Origin of the sequence: Phaeobacter sp. LSS9, assembly GCF_003443595.1 — a bacterium.
In the GTDB taxonomy this organism is placed as follows: Bacteria; Pseudomonadota; Alphaproteobacteria; order Rhodobacterales; family Rhodobacteraceae; genus Phaeobacter; species Phaeobacter piscinae.
In genome coordinates this window covers 1,293,667-1,311,424 of the sequence record NZ_CP031956.1, presented here as the reverse complement: position 1 = coordinate 1,311,424, position 17,758 = coordinate 1,293,667, and the positions used below count along the sequence as shown (strand labels likewise).

Genomic DNA, 17,758 nt, shown 5'->3' with positions numbered 1-17,758 from the left:
GCCACGCCCACCCACCCGCCCCGTTGCCCAAAAGGGCAAAAGGGAAGGGGTTGCTGAGAGGTCGCTGAGGACGCTTTGCGTCCTCAGCAGACCAGAACAATGATGAGGCAGATTCGGGATGCCTCAAGGACAAGCCGCGCCAGGGCGCGGTGCCACAGGCATCCTTGACCCACCCCGAATCCGCAATGGAGAGACGCAATGAATGCGGATTATGTGATTGTCGGCGCCGGATCAGCCGGCTGTGCCATGGCGTATCGGCTCAGTGAGGCCGGGAAATCGGTGCTGGTCATCGAACACGGGGGCACAGATGCGGGCCCCTTCATCCAGATGCCTGGCGCGCTGAGCTATCCGATGAATATGTCGATGTACGACTGGGGATATAAATCCCAGCCGGAACCGCATCTGGGGGGCCGTGAGCTGGTCTGCCCACGTGGTAAGGTGATTGGCGGGTCGTCCTCTATCAACGGGATGGTCTATGTGCGCGGCCATGCGGGCGATTACAACCATTGGGCCGACAGCGGCGCTGCGGGTTGGTCCTATGCCGACGTGCTGCCCTATTTCAAACGCATGGAAACCTGGGATGACCGTGGCCATGGCGGCGATCCCGACTGGCGCGGCACCGACGGCCCGCTGCATGTGACCCGCGGCCCCCGCGACAACCCGCTGCACGCGGCCTTCGTCAAGGCGGGGGAACAGGCCGGCTATCCGGTGACCAAGGATTACAACGGCGAGCAGCAAGAGGGCTTTGGCCCGATGGAGATGACGGTCCACAAGGGCCAGCGCTGGTCGGCTGCCAACGCTTATCTGAAACCCGCCCTGAAGCGCGACAATTGCGAGATGATCCGCGCCCTGGCGCGCAAGGTGGTCATTGAGGGCGGGCGCGCCGTTGGGGTCGAGGTTGAGCGCGGCGGCAAGATCGAGGTGGTCCGGGCCAAGGCCGAGGTCATTCTCGCGGCATCTTCGCTGAACTCGCCCAAACTGCTGATGCTCTCCGGCATTGGGCCTGCAAAACATCTGGCTGAACATGGCATTGAGGTGGTCGCGGACCGCCCCGGCGTGGGCCAGAACCTGCAGGATCATCTGGAATTCTACTTCCAGTTTGCCTCCAAACAGCCGATTACCCTGTTCAAATACTGGAACCTCTTCGGCAAGGCGCTGGTCGGCGCGCAGTGGCTCTTCACCAAAACCGGTCTTGGGGCCTCCAACCAGTTCGAAAGCGCCGCGTTCATCCGCTCTGACAAGGGCGTGGACTACCCGGATATCCAATACCACTTCCTGCCGATTGCCGTGCGCTACGACGGGCAGGCCGCAGCTGAAGGCCACGGGTTCCAGGCTCATGTCGGCCCGATGCGGTCGGAGTCGCGCGGAGAGGTCACGCTGGCCTCTGCCGACCCCAAGGACGCGCCAAAGATCCTGTTCAACTATATGTCGACCGAGAAGGACTGGGAGGATTTCCGCAAATGTGTCCACCTGACCCGCGAAGTCTTTGCGCAGGATGCGATGAAACCCTTCGTCAAACATGAGATCCAGCCCGGCGACGCGCTGCAATCAGACGAAGAGCTGAACGGCTTCATCAGAGAGCACGTGGAAAGCGCCTATCACCCCTGTGGCACCTGCAAGATGGGTGCGGTGGAGGATCCGATGGCGGTGGTTGATCCGGAATGCCGGGTCATCGGCGTTGAGGGCCTGCGTGTTGCCGACAGCTCAATCTTCCCCCGGATCACCAATGGGAACCTCAATGGCCCCTCGATCATGACTGGCGAGAAGGCCTCTGACCATATTCTGGGCCGCCGCCTGCCGTCGTCCAATGCGGAACCCTGGTTCAACCCGAATTGGGAAGGCTCACAGCGCTAACCACTGTACGGCGATCCCGGTATCATGATCGCCCTTGGTAACGATCCCTGAAACGCCCGCTGCACAATGTTGCGCGGGCGTCTTTTTTATGCGCTGCCGCCCGGCGTTTGATCCGCGTCAAAGTGGGTGGCAGACCGACGCCTTAAGCTCTGGCTGACGCTGAGAAAAAGGAGCGAACAGATGTCCAACACCCCACATGAGCTGGCCGAAGAATTCCCCGATAAAACCGTGCAGATCAGCCAGCTGAAACAAACTGACGCGCATTTTGCCAAACTTTCGGATGAGTATCACGCAGTGAACCGCGCGGTGCATCGTGCGGAAACCAATGTAGAACCGGTCAGCGCCGAGGCCGAAACTGGCCTGCGCAAACAGCGCGCTGCACTGAAGGATGAAATCTGGGGCATTCTGTCCAAGGCGTGAACTCTGCCGAAAATACAGCACGGAAGGGCGCCTCTGGCGCCCTTTTATTTTGGAGGCGGCAATTCTGACGGTTCAACGAAGGGGTCCTATTGGTCATGAAGTCTGCAGAAAACGGACCCAGCAAGCCACGGCTGCGCAGGTTGTGGAAACAATGCGGCAATAGGGGGTGACTGTTTCCGCCTCATCGCGAAGATTAACCAAATTTCATCAAATTTGAGGCAAAATAGGGCGATCTCCCACGCTTTCGTATAGTGCTGGATACAGCAAACGAATGGGCTTCGGCGCGGATCATTGCCGAAGCGGTCAGAGTTGAGGAGACGCCAGATGGAACAGAGCTGCCAGACTGTTTTTGGTGAGGACATGCACGGAACCGCTGGGACTGACAGCGATGCCGAAATTCTGGCGGCTGTGCGCCGGATCCTGACCGCCGAGGATATCAGCCATCCGGATGTTGTGGAGCCGCCCCGGAAAGCCTCCTTTGTGTCCACACTTCTGACCCGGCTGCGCGGCTGATCTGCCTGTCTTGTGTGCAGGCCGCTGCGCCACCCGGGGACCAAGGACCCTGCGAACCCCTTAGCAACGTCCTTTTGTAAGGCATTGTGCCGCAGCCGACACGGTCAGCTCACCTCATAGGGCAGCACGCCGCGTTGGTCGGTGTCGATGCTCAGCCGCCGTTCCAGCGGCGGCACCGACCGCTGATGACAGTCCCGCCGCTCGCAGATGCGGCAGGAAATCCCGATCGGCTCATAGGCGCTGTTCTGGCTCACATCCAGCGTATCCGCATAGACCAGCGCGTCAGCATGGCGCACCTCACATCCCAGCGCGATGGCATAGCGGCGCACCGGTGAGCCAAAGGAGCCGCCGGGTTTTGAGACATCCCGCGCCAGCGAGATATAGCGCACCCCATCCGGCGTCTCTGCCAGCTGCCGCAGGAACCGCCCCGGCGTTTCAAACGCGCGGTGCACATTCCACAAGGGACAGGCGCCGCCGAAACGGGCGAATTGCAATCTGGTGGCCGAGTGGCGCTTGGTGATTGTGCCCGCCTGATCCACCCGCACAAAGAAAAACGGCACCCCCTTGGCGCCGGGGCGCTGCAGCGTCGACAGCCGGTGGGCCACCTGCTCGATTGAGGCGCCAAAGCGCGTTGAGAGAAGTTCCAGATCGTGGCGGCATTCGACCGCCGCTTCCAGAAACTGCCGATAGGGCATCATGGCTGCCCCGGCGAAGTAATTGGCCAACCCGATCTTGGCAATGGAACGGGCCGCATCGCTGTGGAATTTTGCAAAATCCAGCGTCGCCTCCAAGAGGTCATTCTGATGCAGCAGTGCCACCTGCAACAGCAGCTGAAACAGCTGTGTCTGCGGCGAGGCCCGGTTGGACAGTCGCAGCACCTTTCCCGCCGGATCAAATTTGCGCAGCCCGTCGATATCGCCGAACACCACGCTGATCCCGGCCTGATCCAGCGCCGCGATTGCCGCGCTGCGCGCATCCAGCCGCCCGCAGAAATTCTCTGCCGCGCGGTCGACCGCGTCGATATAGTTGTCACAATAATGGAAAAAGTCGCGCACCTCTTCCCAAGGGGAGGCCTGAATGCGCGCATCCTCCCGCCCCAGGGCTTCATCGAGTGAGGCCAGCCGTTCATGGGTCTGTCGATAGGCACGGTGCAGGGTCAGCAGCGCCCGCGCCAGGGCTGGTGCGTTGGAAGCCGTCAGCCGCAGATCCGCCATCGGGGGCGTGTCATCGGCAAAAACCGGATCAGCCATCACTTCGCGCATGTCACTGACCAGCCGCTCACTGTCGCCGGCAGACAGCTCCGTCACATCCAGACCGAACTCCTGCGCCAGCGCCAGCACCACAGTCGTCGACACCGGCCGGTTGTTGTTTTCCATCTGATTGAGATAGGGCAGGGAGACGCCCAGTTTGGCGGCAAACTCCTTTTGTGTCAGCGACAGGCGCAGCCGCATTTCCCGCAGCTTGGCCCCGGCATAGAGTTTCTGTTGCGCCATGTGAGCTACCTTTGCAAACTGAGGGTGTCGCAATTGTAGAATTGCAAATCAATTGGCGCAATAGGGGGCTGGACTGAGGTGTTGAGCGCCCCGGCTGCGGTACCACTCTTTCAGATACCCGGTTCAGATACCCAGTGATTTCTCCCGACGGATCACCACCCGGATCGAGACGAATCCCAGAACGGCGGTCCCCAGCATGATGGCCAGCAGGGGTACCGGGGTTGATCCCGGTACCAGCAGATAGCCGGCATAAGCGCTGAGGCCCGCGCCCACGCCAATCATGATCGCGCCGGCCAGCCCCGACGCTGTCCCCGCCAGATGCGGGCGCACGGAGATCGCGCCGGCGGTGGCATTGGGGATGGCCATACCATTGCCCAGCCCGACAAAAGTCATGAACCCGAAGAAGGAATAAACGCTGTCGGCCCCCAGCAGCGCCAGTACGAGCGACAGCGCCACGCCCACACCGTTGATCAGACACCCCCAGAGCACCATCTGGTTGAGGCCAATTCGCACGGAATAGCGCCCGGACAGGAAATTGCCGACGAAGTAGCCAACTGCCGGGGAGGCGAAGTACACGCCCAATTGCGCCGCCGACAGTCCATAGACCTGCGTCCCCATAAAGGGTGCGCCGCCGAGATAGGCAAAAAACGCCCCTGACGACAGGCCCGAGGCCAGCGAATAGCCCCAGAACCGAGGGGACCGCAACAATTCGGGGTATTCCCGGAACTGGGCCATCAGCGTTTTGCCACTCTTGCGAGCGGTTTCGCCCAGATCCAGATAGGCGATGGCAAATGTGCCGGCCCCCAGTGCCATCAACAGCCAGAAATTGGCCTTCCAGCCGATGGTCTCTTCCAGTGCGCCGCCAATCATCGGGCCAATCATTGGAACAACGGCCATGCCCATGGTGACATAGCCGATCATGCTGGCAGCCTGATCGCTGTCATAAATGTCGCGCACCGCAGCCCGGCTCAGCACCATGGCCGAGGCAACGATGGCCTGGCACATCCGAAACAACAGGAAAATCTCGGCTGAGGGCGCATAAAGACAGCCCAATGTCGCCAGAAGGAACAGCGCCACCCCCCAGAGGATCACCGGGCGCCGTCCCAGTTTGTCCGATATAGGCCCGACAAAGATCTGTACAATCGCGCTCACCGCAAGGTAGAGCGCGACCGAAAGCTGCATGAGACTGTAGTCAGCATCAAAATACCGCGCCATCCCGGGAAGGGAGGGCAGAAAGATATTCATCGCCAGCGCCGAAAGTCCTGACAGCAGGATCAGCGTGCCGATATTTGGGTTGGACCGACGGTCCAGAAATCGCCGCGGAATGGTTCGCATGTGAACGAGTTAGGTCACACCGCGGCGATTGTCCATATTCAGCGGTCTCAGACCAGCAGATCGTCGCTGATTTGATCCAACGTCATATTGCGCAGGGTGATGCTGTGGTTGCCCTCCAGATCGAAGTAGAGATCATCCCCCACCTCGCTGGCACGGGCCAGCACATCTGCTTTGCTGCCATGACCGACAATCCGCAGGGTATCTATATCATCCTGAAAATCGCGGATGGTGTCATTGCCGCCTTTGCGGGCAAAGATGAACAGATCAGCACCGCTGTTTCCCACCAGCCGATCGTTGCCGCCAGCGCCGTTCAGCCGGTCATTGCCGCCACCTCCGACCAGCAGATCCACACCGCTGTTGCCGTTCAGCGCGTCATTGCCGCCGTCGCCGCGCAGCGTATCGCGCCCACCGCCGCCCACCAGCCGGTTATTTGCATCATTGCCGGTGATGCGATCGCGTCCGCGGCCGCCGATGGCATTCTCAATGGTGACCCCCTCGGCAATGGTCACATCGCTTTCGGCATCAAAACTGGAGAAATGCATCTCGCGCAGGTCAAGCGCCACCGCAGTGGTGCGGTTGCTGGCGTTGAAGGTATCCGTCCCTCCGGTGTCCCAAACCACATCCACGGTATCCGTGCGCGATCCGCGATAGGTGGTGTTGCCGGTGTTGAAATCCGCAGCCCCCCAGATGTCTTGCAGGGCCAGCACGTCAAACAGCATCATCGCATCGCTATCTTGACCGTTCACCGGATTCTCCCGGTAGGACATCACAGAATAGAGGTTGCTGTCATAGTCCTCGGGTAGGTTTGAGTCATGGGTGTGCTGCAGGCCAAGAGCATGTCCCAGTTCATGCAGGATCAGGCTCTCGCGATTGTCTTGTGACATATCCAATGTGTTATCAAACACCGCATAGCCATCCCAGCGGGTAATATCATCGCCGCGGAAGCTCATGCTGTAGCCGCCGATGCCGACGGTGCTGCCCGGTATCGTTACCGAGCCCAGGTTGAGGTCCGGGTCACTGGAGCCTTGGACCTCGACAAAATCGACGTTGAGAAAGGTCTCGATATGGTCGAAAGCCTCGGCGAAGGCGGCTTTCTCGGCGGCGCTGAAGTTTTGCCAGCCGGAGTAGCTCGAACCTGTGGGCAGGTCGCCCGGCGCGGAGGTGCCCGCGAACTGATAGGTGATGGTGAGGCGGGGTGCGTTGTCGGTATTGACCGGGTTGCGGGTGTAGAACCCGTCGAACTGCATGGCCTGAATAATCTGGGAAGGTTGTAACATGGGGGGTGTTCCGTTTCCGTTAGTCGACCCCGGTGATACGAGTTCCCCCGTCAGCACATCAAGAACGCCCGCCGCTTCGGCAGTTTCTGCGCGGTTCTGCGCTGATTTGCAAATTAGCGCATCCTCTACGCAAATAATTTGCAAATTTGCCATTATTGCCTTTGGCTTCGCGTGTTCAGCGTCTATGGTCGCCTGAAATTCAACAGGGGGCATGGCCATGAAAGATATCCTTTCCGAGCTGGAAGACCGTCGCAACGCAGCGCGACTGGGTGGCGGACAAAAGCGGATCGACGCCCAGCACGGGCGCGGCAAATTGACCGCGCGGGAGCGGATCGAACTGCTGCTGGACGAGGGTAGTTTCGAAGAATTCGATATGTTCGTGGCGCACCGCTGCACCGATTTCGGCATGGAAAACCAGCGCCCCGCGGGCGATGGCGTGGTCACCGGCTGGGGCACTATCAATGGCCGGATGGTCTATGTTTTCAGCCAGGATTTCACCGTGTTCGGCGGCTCCCTGTCGGAGACCCACGCGCAAAAGATCTGCAAGATCATGGATATGGCGGTTCAGAATGGCGCGCCGGTCATCGGCATCAACGATTCCGGTGGCGCGCGCATTCAGGAGGGCGTTGCCTCGCTCGCCGGATATGCCGAAGTGTTCCAGCGCAACATCATGGCTTCCGGCGTGGTGCCGCAGATTTCCGTCATCATGGGCCCCTGTGCCGGCGGCGCGGTCTACTCCCCCGCGATGACCGATTTCATCTTCATGGTGAAAGACACATCCTACATGTTCGTGACTGGCCCCGACGTGGTGAAGACCGTCACCAATGAGGTCGTGACAGCCGAAGAACTGGGCGGGGCCTCGACCCACACCAAGAAGTCCTCGGTGGCTGATGGGGCGTTCGAAAACGATGTAGAAGCCTTGGCAGAGGTCCGCCGACTGGTCGACTTCCTGCCGCTGAACAATCGCGAAAAACCGCCGGTGCGCCCCTTCTTTGATGAGCCGGGCCGCGTTGAGACCTCGCTCGACACCCTGATTCCAGAGAATCCCAACACGCCCTACGACATGAAGGAACTGATCCACAAAGTCGCGGACGAGGGGGATTTCTACGAAATCCAGGAAGATTTCGCCAAGAACATCATCACCGGTTTCATCCGCCTTGAGGGGCAGACCGTGGGTGTTGTCGCCAACCAGCCGATGGTTCTGGCGGGCTGCCTCGACATCGATTCCAGCCGCAAGGCCGCGCGCTTCGTTCGCTTCTGTGATTGTTTCGAGATCCCGATTCTGACGCTGGTGGATGTGCCGGGCTTCCTGCCGGGCACCAGCCAGGAATACGGCGGCGTCATCAAACATGGCGCGAAGCTGCTCTTTGCCTATGGTGAGGCGACCGTGCCCAAAGTGACCGTCATTACCCGCAAGGCCTATGGCGGTGCCTATGACGTGATGGCATCCAAACATCTGCGTGGCGATTTCAACTACGCCTGGCCGACCGCAGAAATCGCGGTGATGGGCGCCAAAGGGGCGACCGAGATCATTCACCGCGCCGATCTGGCGGATACAGACAAGATTGCCGAGCATACGAAGGACTACGAAGAGCGCTTCGCCAATCCGTTTGTGGCGGCGGAGCGCGGCTTCATCGATGAGGTGATCATGCCGCAATCCACCCGCAAACGCGTCAGCCGCGCCTTTGCGTCGCTGCGGGGCAAGCAGCTGAAAAACCCGTGGAAGAAACACGACAATATCCCTCTTTGAGCTCCGAACCATTCCGGAATTCCTGAACCCAGACCCTTGCGGCCAAAGGTAAATATCGCCTTGGTTGCGAGGGGAGATGAGGATGCAACCCTGATGTCAACGCCACGATTTGCCGGGATATGCTGCCGCGATGGCGGGGAAAGCCTGTGGGAAATCAGGGGTCTGGAACCAATCCTCGGCAATCAGGGCGGATTGTTCGCAAAATGCGATCAATTTGAGCGACCACATGCGTTAGCGCCCACATTTGCGTCTTTGTTTGACACCGGAACCGAATCTGCCCCATGATCCGCGCCAGCTCATATCGGACAGCGCGCACCGCGTGTGCAGCGCCTGCAGCCCCGACAGGAGGAGCCCATCGTTTTTGGGGTCGGGGCTGCGGTATTGGGCCTGTCATCACATCTGTTTCCTGCGCCGCTTTGACCGCGTCGGCCCTGTGCCTTGGCACTGCGGGGCGGGCGGATGCCGTAACCTTTGATGTGCCCTCCGGGCAGAGCGTCGATCTGCATGAGGTGCTGCTGGATGAAACCACTGGTGAACTCTGGGTGCGCTTCCGTTTCCTGGCGCCACAGATCGCGCGCGATCTGGCCGCAATCAGCTATGAGCAGGCGGCGCCGGACATGGATCACCTTTGCCAGACACTTGCCCTGACCTATCTGCAGCAGCACCAGCTGGCGCCCGCTCGCGTAGTGATTTCGCTGTCGGACCGCGCGGTGCCTTTTGGTCAGGCGGATTCCGCCGCAACCCAGTTCTTCGAAAGCTACCGCCCCGAGGGTGACAACTGCATCTGGGAGGCCTTCTGATGATCTCCTGTTTGCCACCGAATGTAACCATCCGCGCTATGGCGACCCCGCGGCGCGATCTGGTCGCGCCCGGCGTCACAAATACGCCGATCAAGGCTGAAAACTGGCGCTTTTTTGCAGCTTTATCCCGCGAACTGCCGCCGTGCTCGGCTTTGGGATGTGAAACCGCGCGCATCTCGGCTATTCTCGCGTCAGATCACATGCGTGTGATCTGTTATTTGAGGATGAGGCAGGCGCCGGCCGTGGCCCGCGCAGGTTTCAAAGACACAATTGGGAGACAGAAATGTCCAAGAGCATCAAACTCGTTGCCCTCGCGGGCCTGCTTGCAGCCGCCGCAGCCTGTGCACAGCAGGAAGAAGAATACGTCGTTGTCGAGCCCGAGCCGATTTCGGCTGAGCCTGTCTACACCGGCAAATACAAGTAATCACTACAGGGGTCCGGCCCTGCGGCCGGACTCCACCGTCCCGCGGGGTGCCGGATCGGAGGCACCATCATGCTAAAACACCGCGGCTTCCCCGGTCGTCTGCCGGGCACCGATTTTCAATTCATCATCCGTCGTCCCAACCCCAAGGGGGTCACGCCGATCACCCGGCGCGAGCGGTTTCGCGACCGCCGACCGGCGGACCGGCGCGCCGATGCCGACTTTATGCAGGCGCTATGGGACTGCTTTGGCGATCAGCCCTTTGAACGGGGCAATCTGGATGCGGGGCGTCTCAGCTGGCTGTTTGGCCGTGAGGTCATCGCGGCAGAAGACCCGTTTGATCCCGAAAGCTATGACGCACTGCTGGTCATCGACGTCGATGCCGCCCAGCTGTCCTTTCCCGAAGTCTTCGACGGAAGCGCCCGCTAGGATGTTGGCCGGGATCCTCCATAGCCCTCTTTGCTGTGACCGCCTTTTAGGGCGGTTGCGGCGCGGCGGTGGCGACAGGAAACCGGCGAATCTGTTGCTGGCGTCATCTATGGTTCTGGCTGTTCCGCAGGCCGTAAAACGGCCTGCCGGACTGCGGGGCGGTGACACTAACTGGCGGTCAAATGGGCCTTTTTGGGCGGATTTCGGCGTAATTCTGCAGGGGACTTCCCGGTTTGCGCGACTTCTCGCCAAATCCGCGTGGTTTGCAACTCAGGGGATGTTTCTGCGCCGCGCTGGGGGCAATCTGACTGGGACAGGTCAGCCTGTCGTGCATCTGATCCAGCCCCTTCGCCTGGAAGGGCAGGTTTGCCCCCCCAATCGCGGCCTGCCCATTTTTTCCTTGGATGCAAAGGCGGAAGCTTGCCAATTGCCCCCCAGTGTTTGGCAGGCTTCTGCGCATCCCCTTGATGCAGATCGGATATCCTTGCCTCCTGTCCGGGGGGCTGCAAACAGTTGTGCAGAGCTTGGATCACACAACGAAGGATCACCCCCATGCAGGCAAAACTCATTCTCGCGGCCTTTGGCCTCTGCACCACACTTGCCGCCTGTGGCGATACCACGGGCGAACAGGTCGTCTATGGCGCCGGCGCCGGCGCGGTTGGCTCGGCGCTTCTCAACGGCAATCTGGTCACAGGTGCAGCTGTTGGTGCCGCCGCCAATGTCATCTACTGCAAGGAAAATCCGCGCAAGTGCTAAGGCCGCTTGCCCGCAGACAGGTCTGACGTCTGACCGCTTGCCCCGCGTGGGCATGCGCCAGAACCGCCTATCCATCACCGCACAAAGGCTGCGCCCGGAGATCTCTCCGGCGTGGCCTTTTTTGTGCTCCGACGAAGCCAAGACCGTGGCGGGGCATGTCCTCGCACCTCACGGAAGACACCGAAGACAAGGGACAGCCAATGTTTGAGAAGATCCTGATCGCCAACCGGGGCGAGATCGCCTGCCGCGTCATCAAGTCCGCCCGCAAGATGGGCATCAAGACCGTTGCCATCTACTCGGACGCCGACAAGCAGTCCCTGCATGTGAAGATGGCGGATGAAGCCGTCCATATCGGCCCGCCGCCCGCCAACCAGTCCTATATTGTCATCGACAAGGTGATGGAGGCGATCCGCGCAACCGGCGCACAGGCGGTGCATCCGGGCTATGGTTTCCTGTCGGAAAACGCCAAATTCGCCGAGGCGCTGGCCGCTGAAGGCGTCGCCTTTGTCGGCCCGCCGGTCGGCGCGATTGAAAGCATGGGTGACAAGATCACCTCGAAGAAAATCGCGCAGGAGGCTGGCGTTAGCACCGTTCCCGGCTACATGGGGCTGATTGCCGACGCCGATGAGGCGGTGAAAATCTCCAACGAGATCGGCTATCCGGTGATGATCAAGGCCTCCGCCGGCGGTGGTGGCAAGGGGATGCGGATCGCTTGGAGTGACGCCGAAGCTCGCGAAGGTTTCCAGTCCTCCAAGAACGAGGCGGCGAACTCCTTTGGCGATGACCGGATTTTCATTGAGAAATTTGTGACGCAACCGCGCCACATTGAAATTCAGGTGCTCTGCGATGCCCACGGCAATGGCATCTATCTGGGGGAGCGGGAGTGTTCGATCCAGCGCCGCAACCAGAAAGTGGTGGAAGAGGCACCGTCGCCGTTCCTCGATGAAGACACCCGCCGCGCCATGGGCGAACAGGCCGTGGCGCTGGCCAAGGCAGTTGGATATGCCTCCGCGGGCACCGTGGAATTCATCGTCGATGGTGAGAAGAACTTCTACTTCCTGGAAATGAATACCCGCCTTCAGGTGGAACACCCGGTCACCGAGCTGATCACCGGTGTCGATCTGGTCGAACAGATGATCCGCATCGCCGGGGGGGAGCCGCTGTCGATCACCCAGAACGACGTCAAGCTGAACGGCTGGGCCATTGAAAACCGCCTTTATGCTGAAGATCCCTATCGGGGGTTCTTGCCCTCCATCGGGCGTCTGACCCGCTATCGTCCGCCGCAGGAGGTTGCCGCAGGCCCGTTGCATGACAGCGGCAAATGGCAGGGAGATGCCCCGGCCGGTGAGCTTGCTGTGCGCAATGACACGGGCGTTTTTGAAGGCGGCGAAATCTCGATGTATTACGACCCGATGATCGCCAAGCTTTGCACCTGGGGTCCCACCCGCGAGGCGGCGATTGCGGCAATGCGGGATGCGCTCGATGGGTTTGAGGTTGAGGGCATTGGCCACAACCTGCCGTTCCTCAGCGCGGTGATGGATCACCCGATCTTCATCGCGGGCACCATGACCACCGCCTTCATCGAGGAGCAATATCCCGAAGGCTTCAACGGGGTCGAGCTGCCGGAACAGGATCTGCGCAAGATTGCAGCCGCCTCTGCCGCCATGCACCGGGTTGCGGAAATCCGCCGCACCCGCGTATCGGGCCGGATGGACAACCATGAACGCAAGGTCGGCAGCGACTGGGTTGTGACCCTTCAGGATGTCGCCTTCAACGTGACTGTTGATGCGGATCGTGACGGCTCCACTGTGCGCTTTGACGATGGCAGCGCGCTGCGCGTCGCCTCCGACTGGACGCCCGGAGACCAGCTGGCGCGGCTCACCGTGGGCGACGACAGTCTGGTGGTCAAAGTTGGCAAGATCTCAGGCGGTTTCCGCATCCGCTCGCGTGGGGCCGATCTGAAGGTCCATGTCCGCACCCCGCGTCAGGCCGAACTGGCCAAGCTGATGCCGGAAAAAATCGCCCCCGATACCTCCAAGCTGCTGCTCTGCCCGATGCCGGGTCTGGTGGTGAAACTGGAGGTCGAAGTCGGCGATGAGGTGCAGGAAGGTCAGGCGCTTTGCACGATTGAGGCGATGAAAATGGAGAATATCCTGCGCGCCGAGAGGAAAGGCGTGGTCAGCGCGATCAACGCCGCCGCTGGTGACAGCCTCGCCGTTGACGAAGTGATCATGGAATTCGAATAACACCACATGATGTCGGTGCAGTCATATCACAAACTGGCGCGTGTCGCCTGTGTGGCGCTGGCCCTTTCGGGGCTGGCGGGCTGCGCCTTGCAAGATGAGGCGGCGGCCCGTGCCGCCGTCGGCGACTGGGTACAGCTGGGGGAGACGCAATACTATTTCTCCCGCCGCAACTGCGCTGCTGGCGTGTTTGAGGTGAAGGCGACCCGCATTTCATCGCTGCTGACCAAGGCGCGGTCGATCCGCGCGGGGCTGCGTCATCTCGACAACAACCGACCTGTCGCCTTTGAGGTTGATGGCCTGTCGCCCAATATGGTCTCGGTTCAGGTGATGACGATGGATCAGGGCCGCGGTAACGGTATCTTTGCCGCTGGCATTGTCGGTAAGGACTGCATGCTGGAAGAGGTCAGCCGCGCTTATCTCATCGCACTTCTCGATCCCACATCGGTGCTGATCTACGAACCCCGCGCCCGCTTCATGGCGGTGGTAGATCGCACCAACCGCCGCCTGTTCTACGCGCAGGGCGGGGGGGCGTGATGCGCTGTCGTTCTCCCCTTCGTGCTCGGCATAGAAGTTCCAGCGGCACCCGCAACGGCGGCGCCAACTTGCATCGGACCGTGCCTGATCAGCTGCCGCGCCGCTCCTCCACCTCGCGCAGGCGGGAGGGGAATTTGTCAATCGTCCGGCTCAGCTCGCGCACCGTCCAGGGTTGCGGTTTGCGCAGTTTGACGCCGCCATCCTTGCCGATCAGCACCAGCATGAACCCCCGTGGCCGCAGCTTCTTGCGCAGCGCAGATTTTACGCTGGGGTCGGTATCGGTCAGCACGACGACATCCCGGTCCAGCAAGGCTTCGGCCCCGTCCGTCAACCGCTCCATCTGTTCATGGAAGCGGGGATCAGCAGAGCTGTCGGCGAAGACCACGATGGGCCGGTGCAGCCACATCAGATCGTCCAGCTCAACACTGGCGCCGGGGCGCACCAGCTGCACCAGAGGGTCGGCAGGCGGATCCGCAACCTCCACCAGCGCCTCAGCGTCGCTTGCCCCCGGTGATGTGGTCTCTTCCGTGATGAGCCCGGTATCTTCCGCAGCGGCGGCAGCGGCCTGTTGTGCGACGCCCGTAGACGGCAGCCCCATGGCAAGCAGAGCCGTCAGCCCCAGTATCCCAGCCGATCCAATCCGCGGCTCGGCCGACCTCAAAGGGGTTTTTCCAAAGACAAACAAGTGTTTCATCAGCTCTCCTGTAGCGATGAATATATGTCCCATCCCGGCAATTGCGATGGGCAATTCCGCGCTTGGGGCAAAAAAAACGCGTCCCCGCAACAGCCGCGCACGGTGCATTAACCGCATCGTCAGCCTCCCTGTGGCACGCTCTTGGCCTCTGCAAACCCGGCTGTCTGCCCTGCGCGACGCCACCATCGGGACGACATTGGCCATGGATATCATGCTGCATATCGGCGCGCATCGCTGCGCGACGGGGTATTTTCAGGGCTTCCTCGCCCATCACGCGGCGCGGCTGCGGCAGGACGGGCTTGCGATCTGGGGGCCGGAGCAGACCCGCGACGGGCTGTTCCATGGCATCCAACCCGGCCCGGCGCCGGTCACCGGTCGTGATCTGGCAACCCGCGCGCGGGGCCGTCTGCGGCTGCGCATCGCGACAGAGGCCGCCGCTGGCGCCCAACGCCTGCTGATCAGTGACACGGATCTGATGGGCGGCGCCCATGACCTTCTGCAGCAGCGCCAGCTCTATGCCGGGATCGGCGTGCGTCTTGCCCGCTTTGACGCCGCCTTTGACGGGCAGGTGCGCGATGTGATGCTGAACCTGCGCAGCCCGGATCGTTTCTGGACCTCCCTGCTGACCCAGATGGTGGCCAATGGGCACCCTCTGCCCTCGGCTGCGGTGCTGGGACAAATCGCCGCCCATCCGCGCAGCTGGCGCGACGTCATCACCGATATCGCCTGCGCCATGCCCAACGCCCGTATCCGGGTGATGCCCTATGAAACCTATGGCGACCGCCCTGAGGTGCAGCTGGCCCTGCTTGCCGGTCCACGTCTGGCGCGGGTCTCACTCTCGGATCGGCTCAACCGTTCCGACGGGCTGCCGACCCTGCGCCATCGCCTGGCCGCCAATGTGGCCCGCGATCTGCCGCGCGGGGAGGGCCGTTGGAGCCCGTTTTCCGACATTCAATCCGCAGCGCTGCGCGAGCGCTACGCCGACGATCTGATGTGGCTGCAAGGCGGCGCCGATGGTCTGGCGGAGCTGATGCGCGACCCTGACAAACACGCGGTGGGCTCGAACCCGCCCCCCTACGACCTGACAAGAGGAACTTCCGATGACGACCAAAACCGACGATTGGCGGGCTCTGGCTGAAAAGGAACTGCGCGGCCGCCCGCTGGACGCGCTGACCTGGAACACGCTGGAAGGTATTGATGTCAAACCGCTCTATACCGAAGCGGATACCAAAGATCTGCCCCATATGGGCACCTTGCCCGGCTTTGGCCCCTTCACCCGCGGGGTGAAGGCCACGATGTACGCAGGCCGCCCCTGGACCATCCGCCAATATGCGGGCTTCTCCACCGCCGAGGAATCCAACGCCTTTTATCGCCGCAACCTCGCCGCCGGTCAGCAGGGCGTCTCAGTCGCTTTCGATCTTGCCACGCACCGTGGTTACGACAGCGATCACCCCCGCGTTGTCGGCGATGTCGGCAAGGCCGGCGTGGCCATCGACAGTGTCGAGGACATGAAAGTCCTGTTTGACGGCATCCCGCTGGATCAGGTCTCGGTCTCCATGACCATGAACGGCGCGGTGATCCCGATCCTTGCGAACTTCATCGTCGCAGGCGAAGAGCAGGGCCACGACAAATCGCTGCTGGCAGGCACCATTCAGAATGACATTCTGAAGGAGTTCATGGTCCGCAACACCTATATCTATCCGCCCGAACCCTCGATGCGGATCATCTCGGATATCATCGAATACACCTCGAATGAGATGCCGAAGTTCAACTCCATCTCGATTTCCGGCTACCACATGCAGGAAGCGGGCGCGAACCTGGTGCAGGAGCTGGCCTATACCCTTGCGGACGGGCGCGAATATGTGCGCGCCGCGATGGAGGCGGGCATGGATGTCGACAAATTCGCAGGCCGTCTGTCGTTCTTCTTCGCCATTGGCATGAACTTCTTCATGGAAATCGCCAAACTGCGCGCCGCCCGCACGCTCTGGCATCGTGTGATGACCGATTTTGGCGCGCAGAACGACCGCTCCAAGATGCTGCGCACCCACTGCCAGACTTCGGGCGTCTCCTTGCAGGAACAGGATCCCTACAACAACGTGATCCGCACCGCCTATGAGGCGATGTCGGCGGTTCTGGGCGGCACGCAATCCCTGCACACCAACGCGCTGGACGAGGCCATCGCGCTGCCCACCGATTTCTCTGCCCGCATCGCCCGCAACACCCAGCTGGTGCTGCAAGAGGAAACCGGCGTGACCAATGTGGTCGATCCGCTGGCAGGCTCCTACTATGTCGAAAGCCTCACCAACGAGCTGGTGGAAAAGGCCTGGGCGCTGATGGAGGAGGTCGAGGAGATGGGCGGCATGACCAAGGCCGTCGCCTCCGGGATGCCGAAACTGCGCATCGAGGAAAGCGCCGCCAAACGTCAGGCGATGATCGACCGCGGCGAAGAGGTGATTGTCGGCGTCAACAAATACCGCAAGGAGAAGGAAGACCCGATCGACATTCTGGATGTCGACAATGTCGCCGTCCGTGAAAGCCAGATCGCCCGTCTCGAAACCCTGCGTGCAGACCGTGACAACGCCGCCTGCGAGGCCGCGCTGGACAATCTGACCCGCGTCGCAAAGGAAGGCGGCAACCTTCTCGCTGCCGCTGTCGAAGCCGCGCGTGCGCGCGCCTCAGTCGGAGAGATCTCCATGGCAATGGAAAAGGAATTCGGCCGCCACAGCGCCGAGGTCAAAACCCTCGCCGGGGTTTATGGTGCCGCGTATGAGGGCGACGAAGGCTTTGCCGCCATTCAGAAATCCATCGAAGACTTTGCCGAGGCAGAGGGCCGTCGCCCGCGTCTTCTGGTGGTCAAGATGGGGCAGGACGGTCACGACCGCGGCGCCAAGGTGATCGCCACAGCCTTTGCCGATATCGGTTTTGACGTGGACGTCGGCCCGCTGTTCCAGACCCCGGATGAGGCCGCACAGGACGCCATCGACAATGACGTGCATGTGGTCGGGATCTCGTCACAGGCGGCGGGTCACAAAACGCTGGCCCCGCAGCTGGTCAAGGCGCTGAAGGAGCAGGGCGCAGAGGATATCATCGTGATCTGCGGCGGGGTCATTCCGCAGCAGGACTACCAGTTCCTCTATGACAATGGCGTCAAGGCAATCTTTGGCCCCGGCACCAATATCCCCGAGGCGGCGCAGGACATCCTGAACCTGATCCGCCAGAGCTGATCTGCCTACAGT

The 17,758-nt window shown here is 61.3% G+C and carries 16 protein-coding genes; 12 read left to right on the top strand and 4 right to left on the bottom strand.

Annotated elements, in window-relative coordinates; all coding sequences use genetic code 11:
• Window positions 1-198 precede the first annotated feature (198 nt).
• The 3 genes from betA (at window position 199) to D1820_RS06275 (ending at window position 2,787) form a co-directional block, all read left to right on the top strand.
• On the top strand, window positions 199-1,854 hold the full coding sequence (gene betA, locus D1820_RS06285) for a choline dehydrogenase (RefSeq protein WP_118068254.1): 1,656 nt from the start codon (window positions 199-201) through the stop codon (window positions 1,852-1,854).
• Window positions 1,855-2,034: 180 nt separating this feature from the next.
• Window positions 2,035-2,274 carry a YdcH family protein gene (locus D1820_RS06280; RefSeq protein WP_118068253.1) on the top strand — a complete coding sequence of 80 codons (240 nt, stop codon included), beginning with the start codon at window positions 2,035-2,037 and terminating at the stop codon, window positions 2,272-2,274.
• Between the two features lie 324 nt (window positions 2,275-2,598).
• On the top strand, window positions 2,599-2,787 hold the full coding sequence (locus D1820_RS06275; RefSeq protein WP_118068252.1) for a hypothetical protein: 189 nt from the start codon (window positions 2,599-2,601) through the stop codon (window positions 2,785-2,787).
• A 104-nt stretch (window positions 2,788-2,891) separates the two neighbouring features.
• On the opposite strand, the gene D1820_RS06270 is transcribed toward D1820_RS06275, so the two are convergent.
• The 3 genes from D1820_RS06270 to D1820_RS06260 form a co-directional block, all read right to left on the bottom strand.
• Window positions 2,892-4,280, bottom strand: a complete 1,389-nt coding sequence (locus tag D1820_RS06270) for a short-chain fatty acyl-CoA regulator family protein (protein ID WP_118068251.1) — start codon at window positions 4,278-4,280, stop codon at window positions 2,892-2,894.
• 123 nt (window positions 4,281-4,403) lie between these two features.
• Window positions 4,404-5,615 carry a multidrug effflux MFS transporter gene (locus D1820_RS06265; RefSeq protein ID WP_118068250.1) on the bottom strand — a complete coding sequence of 404 codons (1,212 nt, stop codon included), beginning with the start codon at window positions 5,613-5,615 and terminating at the stop codon, window positions 4,404-4,406.
• Between the two features lie 47 nt (window positions 5,616-5,662).
• Window positions 5,663-6,892 (bottom strand): M10 family metallopeptidase, encoded by a 1,230-nt coding sequence (locus D1820_RS06260; protein ID WP_254683367.1) that lies wholly within the window; start codon window positions 6,890-6,892, stop codon window positions 5,663-5,665.
• A 217-nt stretch (window positions 6,893-7,109) separates the two neighbouring features.
• Here D1820_RS06260 and D1820_RS06255 point away from each other — a divergent pair, with 217 nt between their 5' ends.
• The 7 genes from D1820_RS06255 to D1820_RS06225 all read left to right on the top strand — a co-directional run bounded on the left by D1820_RS06255 (window position 7,110) and on the right by D1820_RS06225 (window position 13,828).
• Window positions 7,110-8,642 (top strand): acyl-CoA carboxylase subunit beta, encoded by a 1,533-nt coding sequence (locus D1820_RS06255; protein WP_118068248.1) that lies wholly within the window; start codon window positions 7,110-7,112, stop codon window positions 8,640-8,642.
• 416 nt (window positions 8,643-9,058) lie between these two features.
• A complete protein-coding gene (locus D1820_RS06250) occupies window positions 9,059-9,442 on the top strand; it encodes a DUF6497 family protein (protein ID WP_254683148.1) in 384 nt (127 codons plus the stop codon).
• A gap of 283 nt (window positions 9,443-9,725) precedes the next feature.
• Entirely contained in the window at window positions 9,726-9,866 is a 141-nt protein-coding gene (locus D1820_RS19085) for a hypothetical protein (protein ID WP_014880466.1), read from the top strand.
• Window positions 9,867-9,935: 69 nt separating this feature from the next.
• Window positions 9,936-10,292, top strand: coding sequence for a hypothetical protein (locus D1820_RS06245; RefSeq protein WP_118068247.1), 357 nt, complete (start codon window positions 9,936-9,938; stop codon window positions 10,290-10,292).
• Between the two features lie 552 nt (window positions 10,293-10,844).
• Complete coding sequence (locus D1820_RS06235) at window positions 10,845-11,048, top strand: hypothetical protein (RefSeq protein WP_040170447.1); 204 nt, start codon at window positions 10,845-10,847, stop codon at window positions 11,046-11,048.
• Window positions 11,049-11,248: 200 nt separating this feature from the next.
• Window positions 11,249-13,294, top strand: coding sequence for an acetyl/propionyl/methylcrotonyl-CoA carboxylase subunit alpha (locus D1820_RS06230; protein WP_118068245.1), 2,046 nt, complete (start codon window positions 11,249-11,251; stop codon window positions 13,292-13,294).
• A 9-nt stretch (window positions 13,295-13,303) separates the two neighbouring features.
• The gene (locus D1820_RS06225; RefSeq protein WP_254683366.1) at window positions 13,304-13,828 is read left to right on the top strand and encodes a hypothetical protein; all 525 of its coding nucleotides are present in this window, start codon (window positions 13,304-13,306) and stop codon (window positions 13,826-13,828) included.
• A gap of 88 nt (window positions 13,829-13,916) precedes the next feature.
• Here D1820_RS06225 and D1820_RS06220 read toward each other — a convergent pair whose 3' ends face one another.
• Window positions 13,917-14,522 (bottom strand): DUF4174 domain-containing protein, encoded by a 606-nt coding sequence (locus D1820_RS06220; protein WP_118068243.1) that lies wholly within the window; start codon window positions 14,520-14,522, stop codon window positions 13,917-13,919.
• 130 nt (window positions 14,523-14,652) lie between these two features.
• On the opposite strand from D1820_RS06220, the gene D1820_RS06215 reads away from it, so the two are divergent.
• Window positions 14,653-15,660, top strand: coding sequence for a hypothetical protein (locus tag D1820_RS06215; RefSeq protein WP_254683365.1), 1,008 nt, complete (start codon window positions 14,653-14,655; stop codon window positions 15,658-15,660).
• Complete coding sequence (scpA, locus tag D1820_RS06210; RefSeq protein ID WP_040170452.1) at window positions 15,623-17,746, top strand: methylmalonyl-CoA mutase; 2,124 nt, start codon at window positions 15,623-15,625, stop codon at window positions 17,744-17,746. Before D1820_RS06215 ends, scpA begins: the two co-directional genes overlap by 38 nt.
• The last annotated feature ends 12 nt before the right edge of the window (window positions 17,747-17,758 follow it).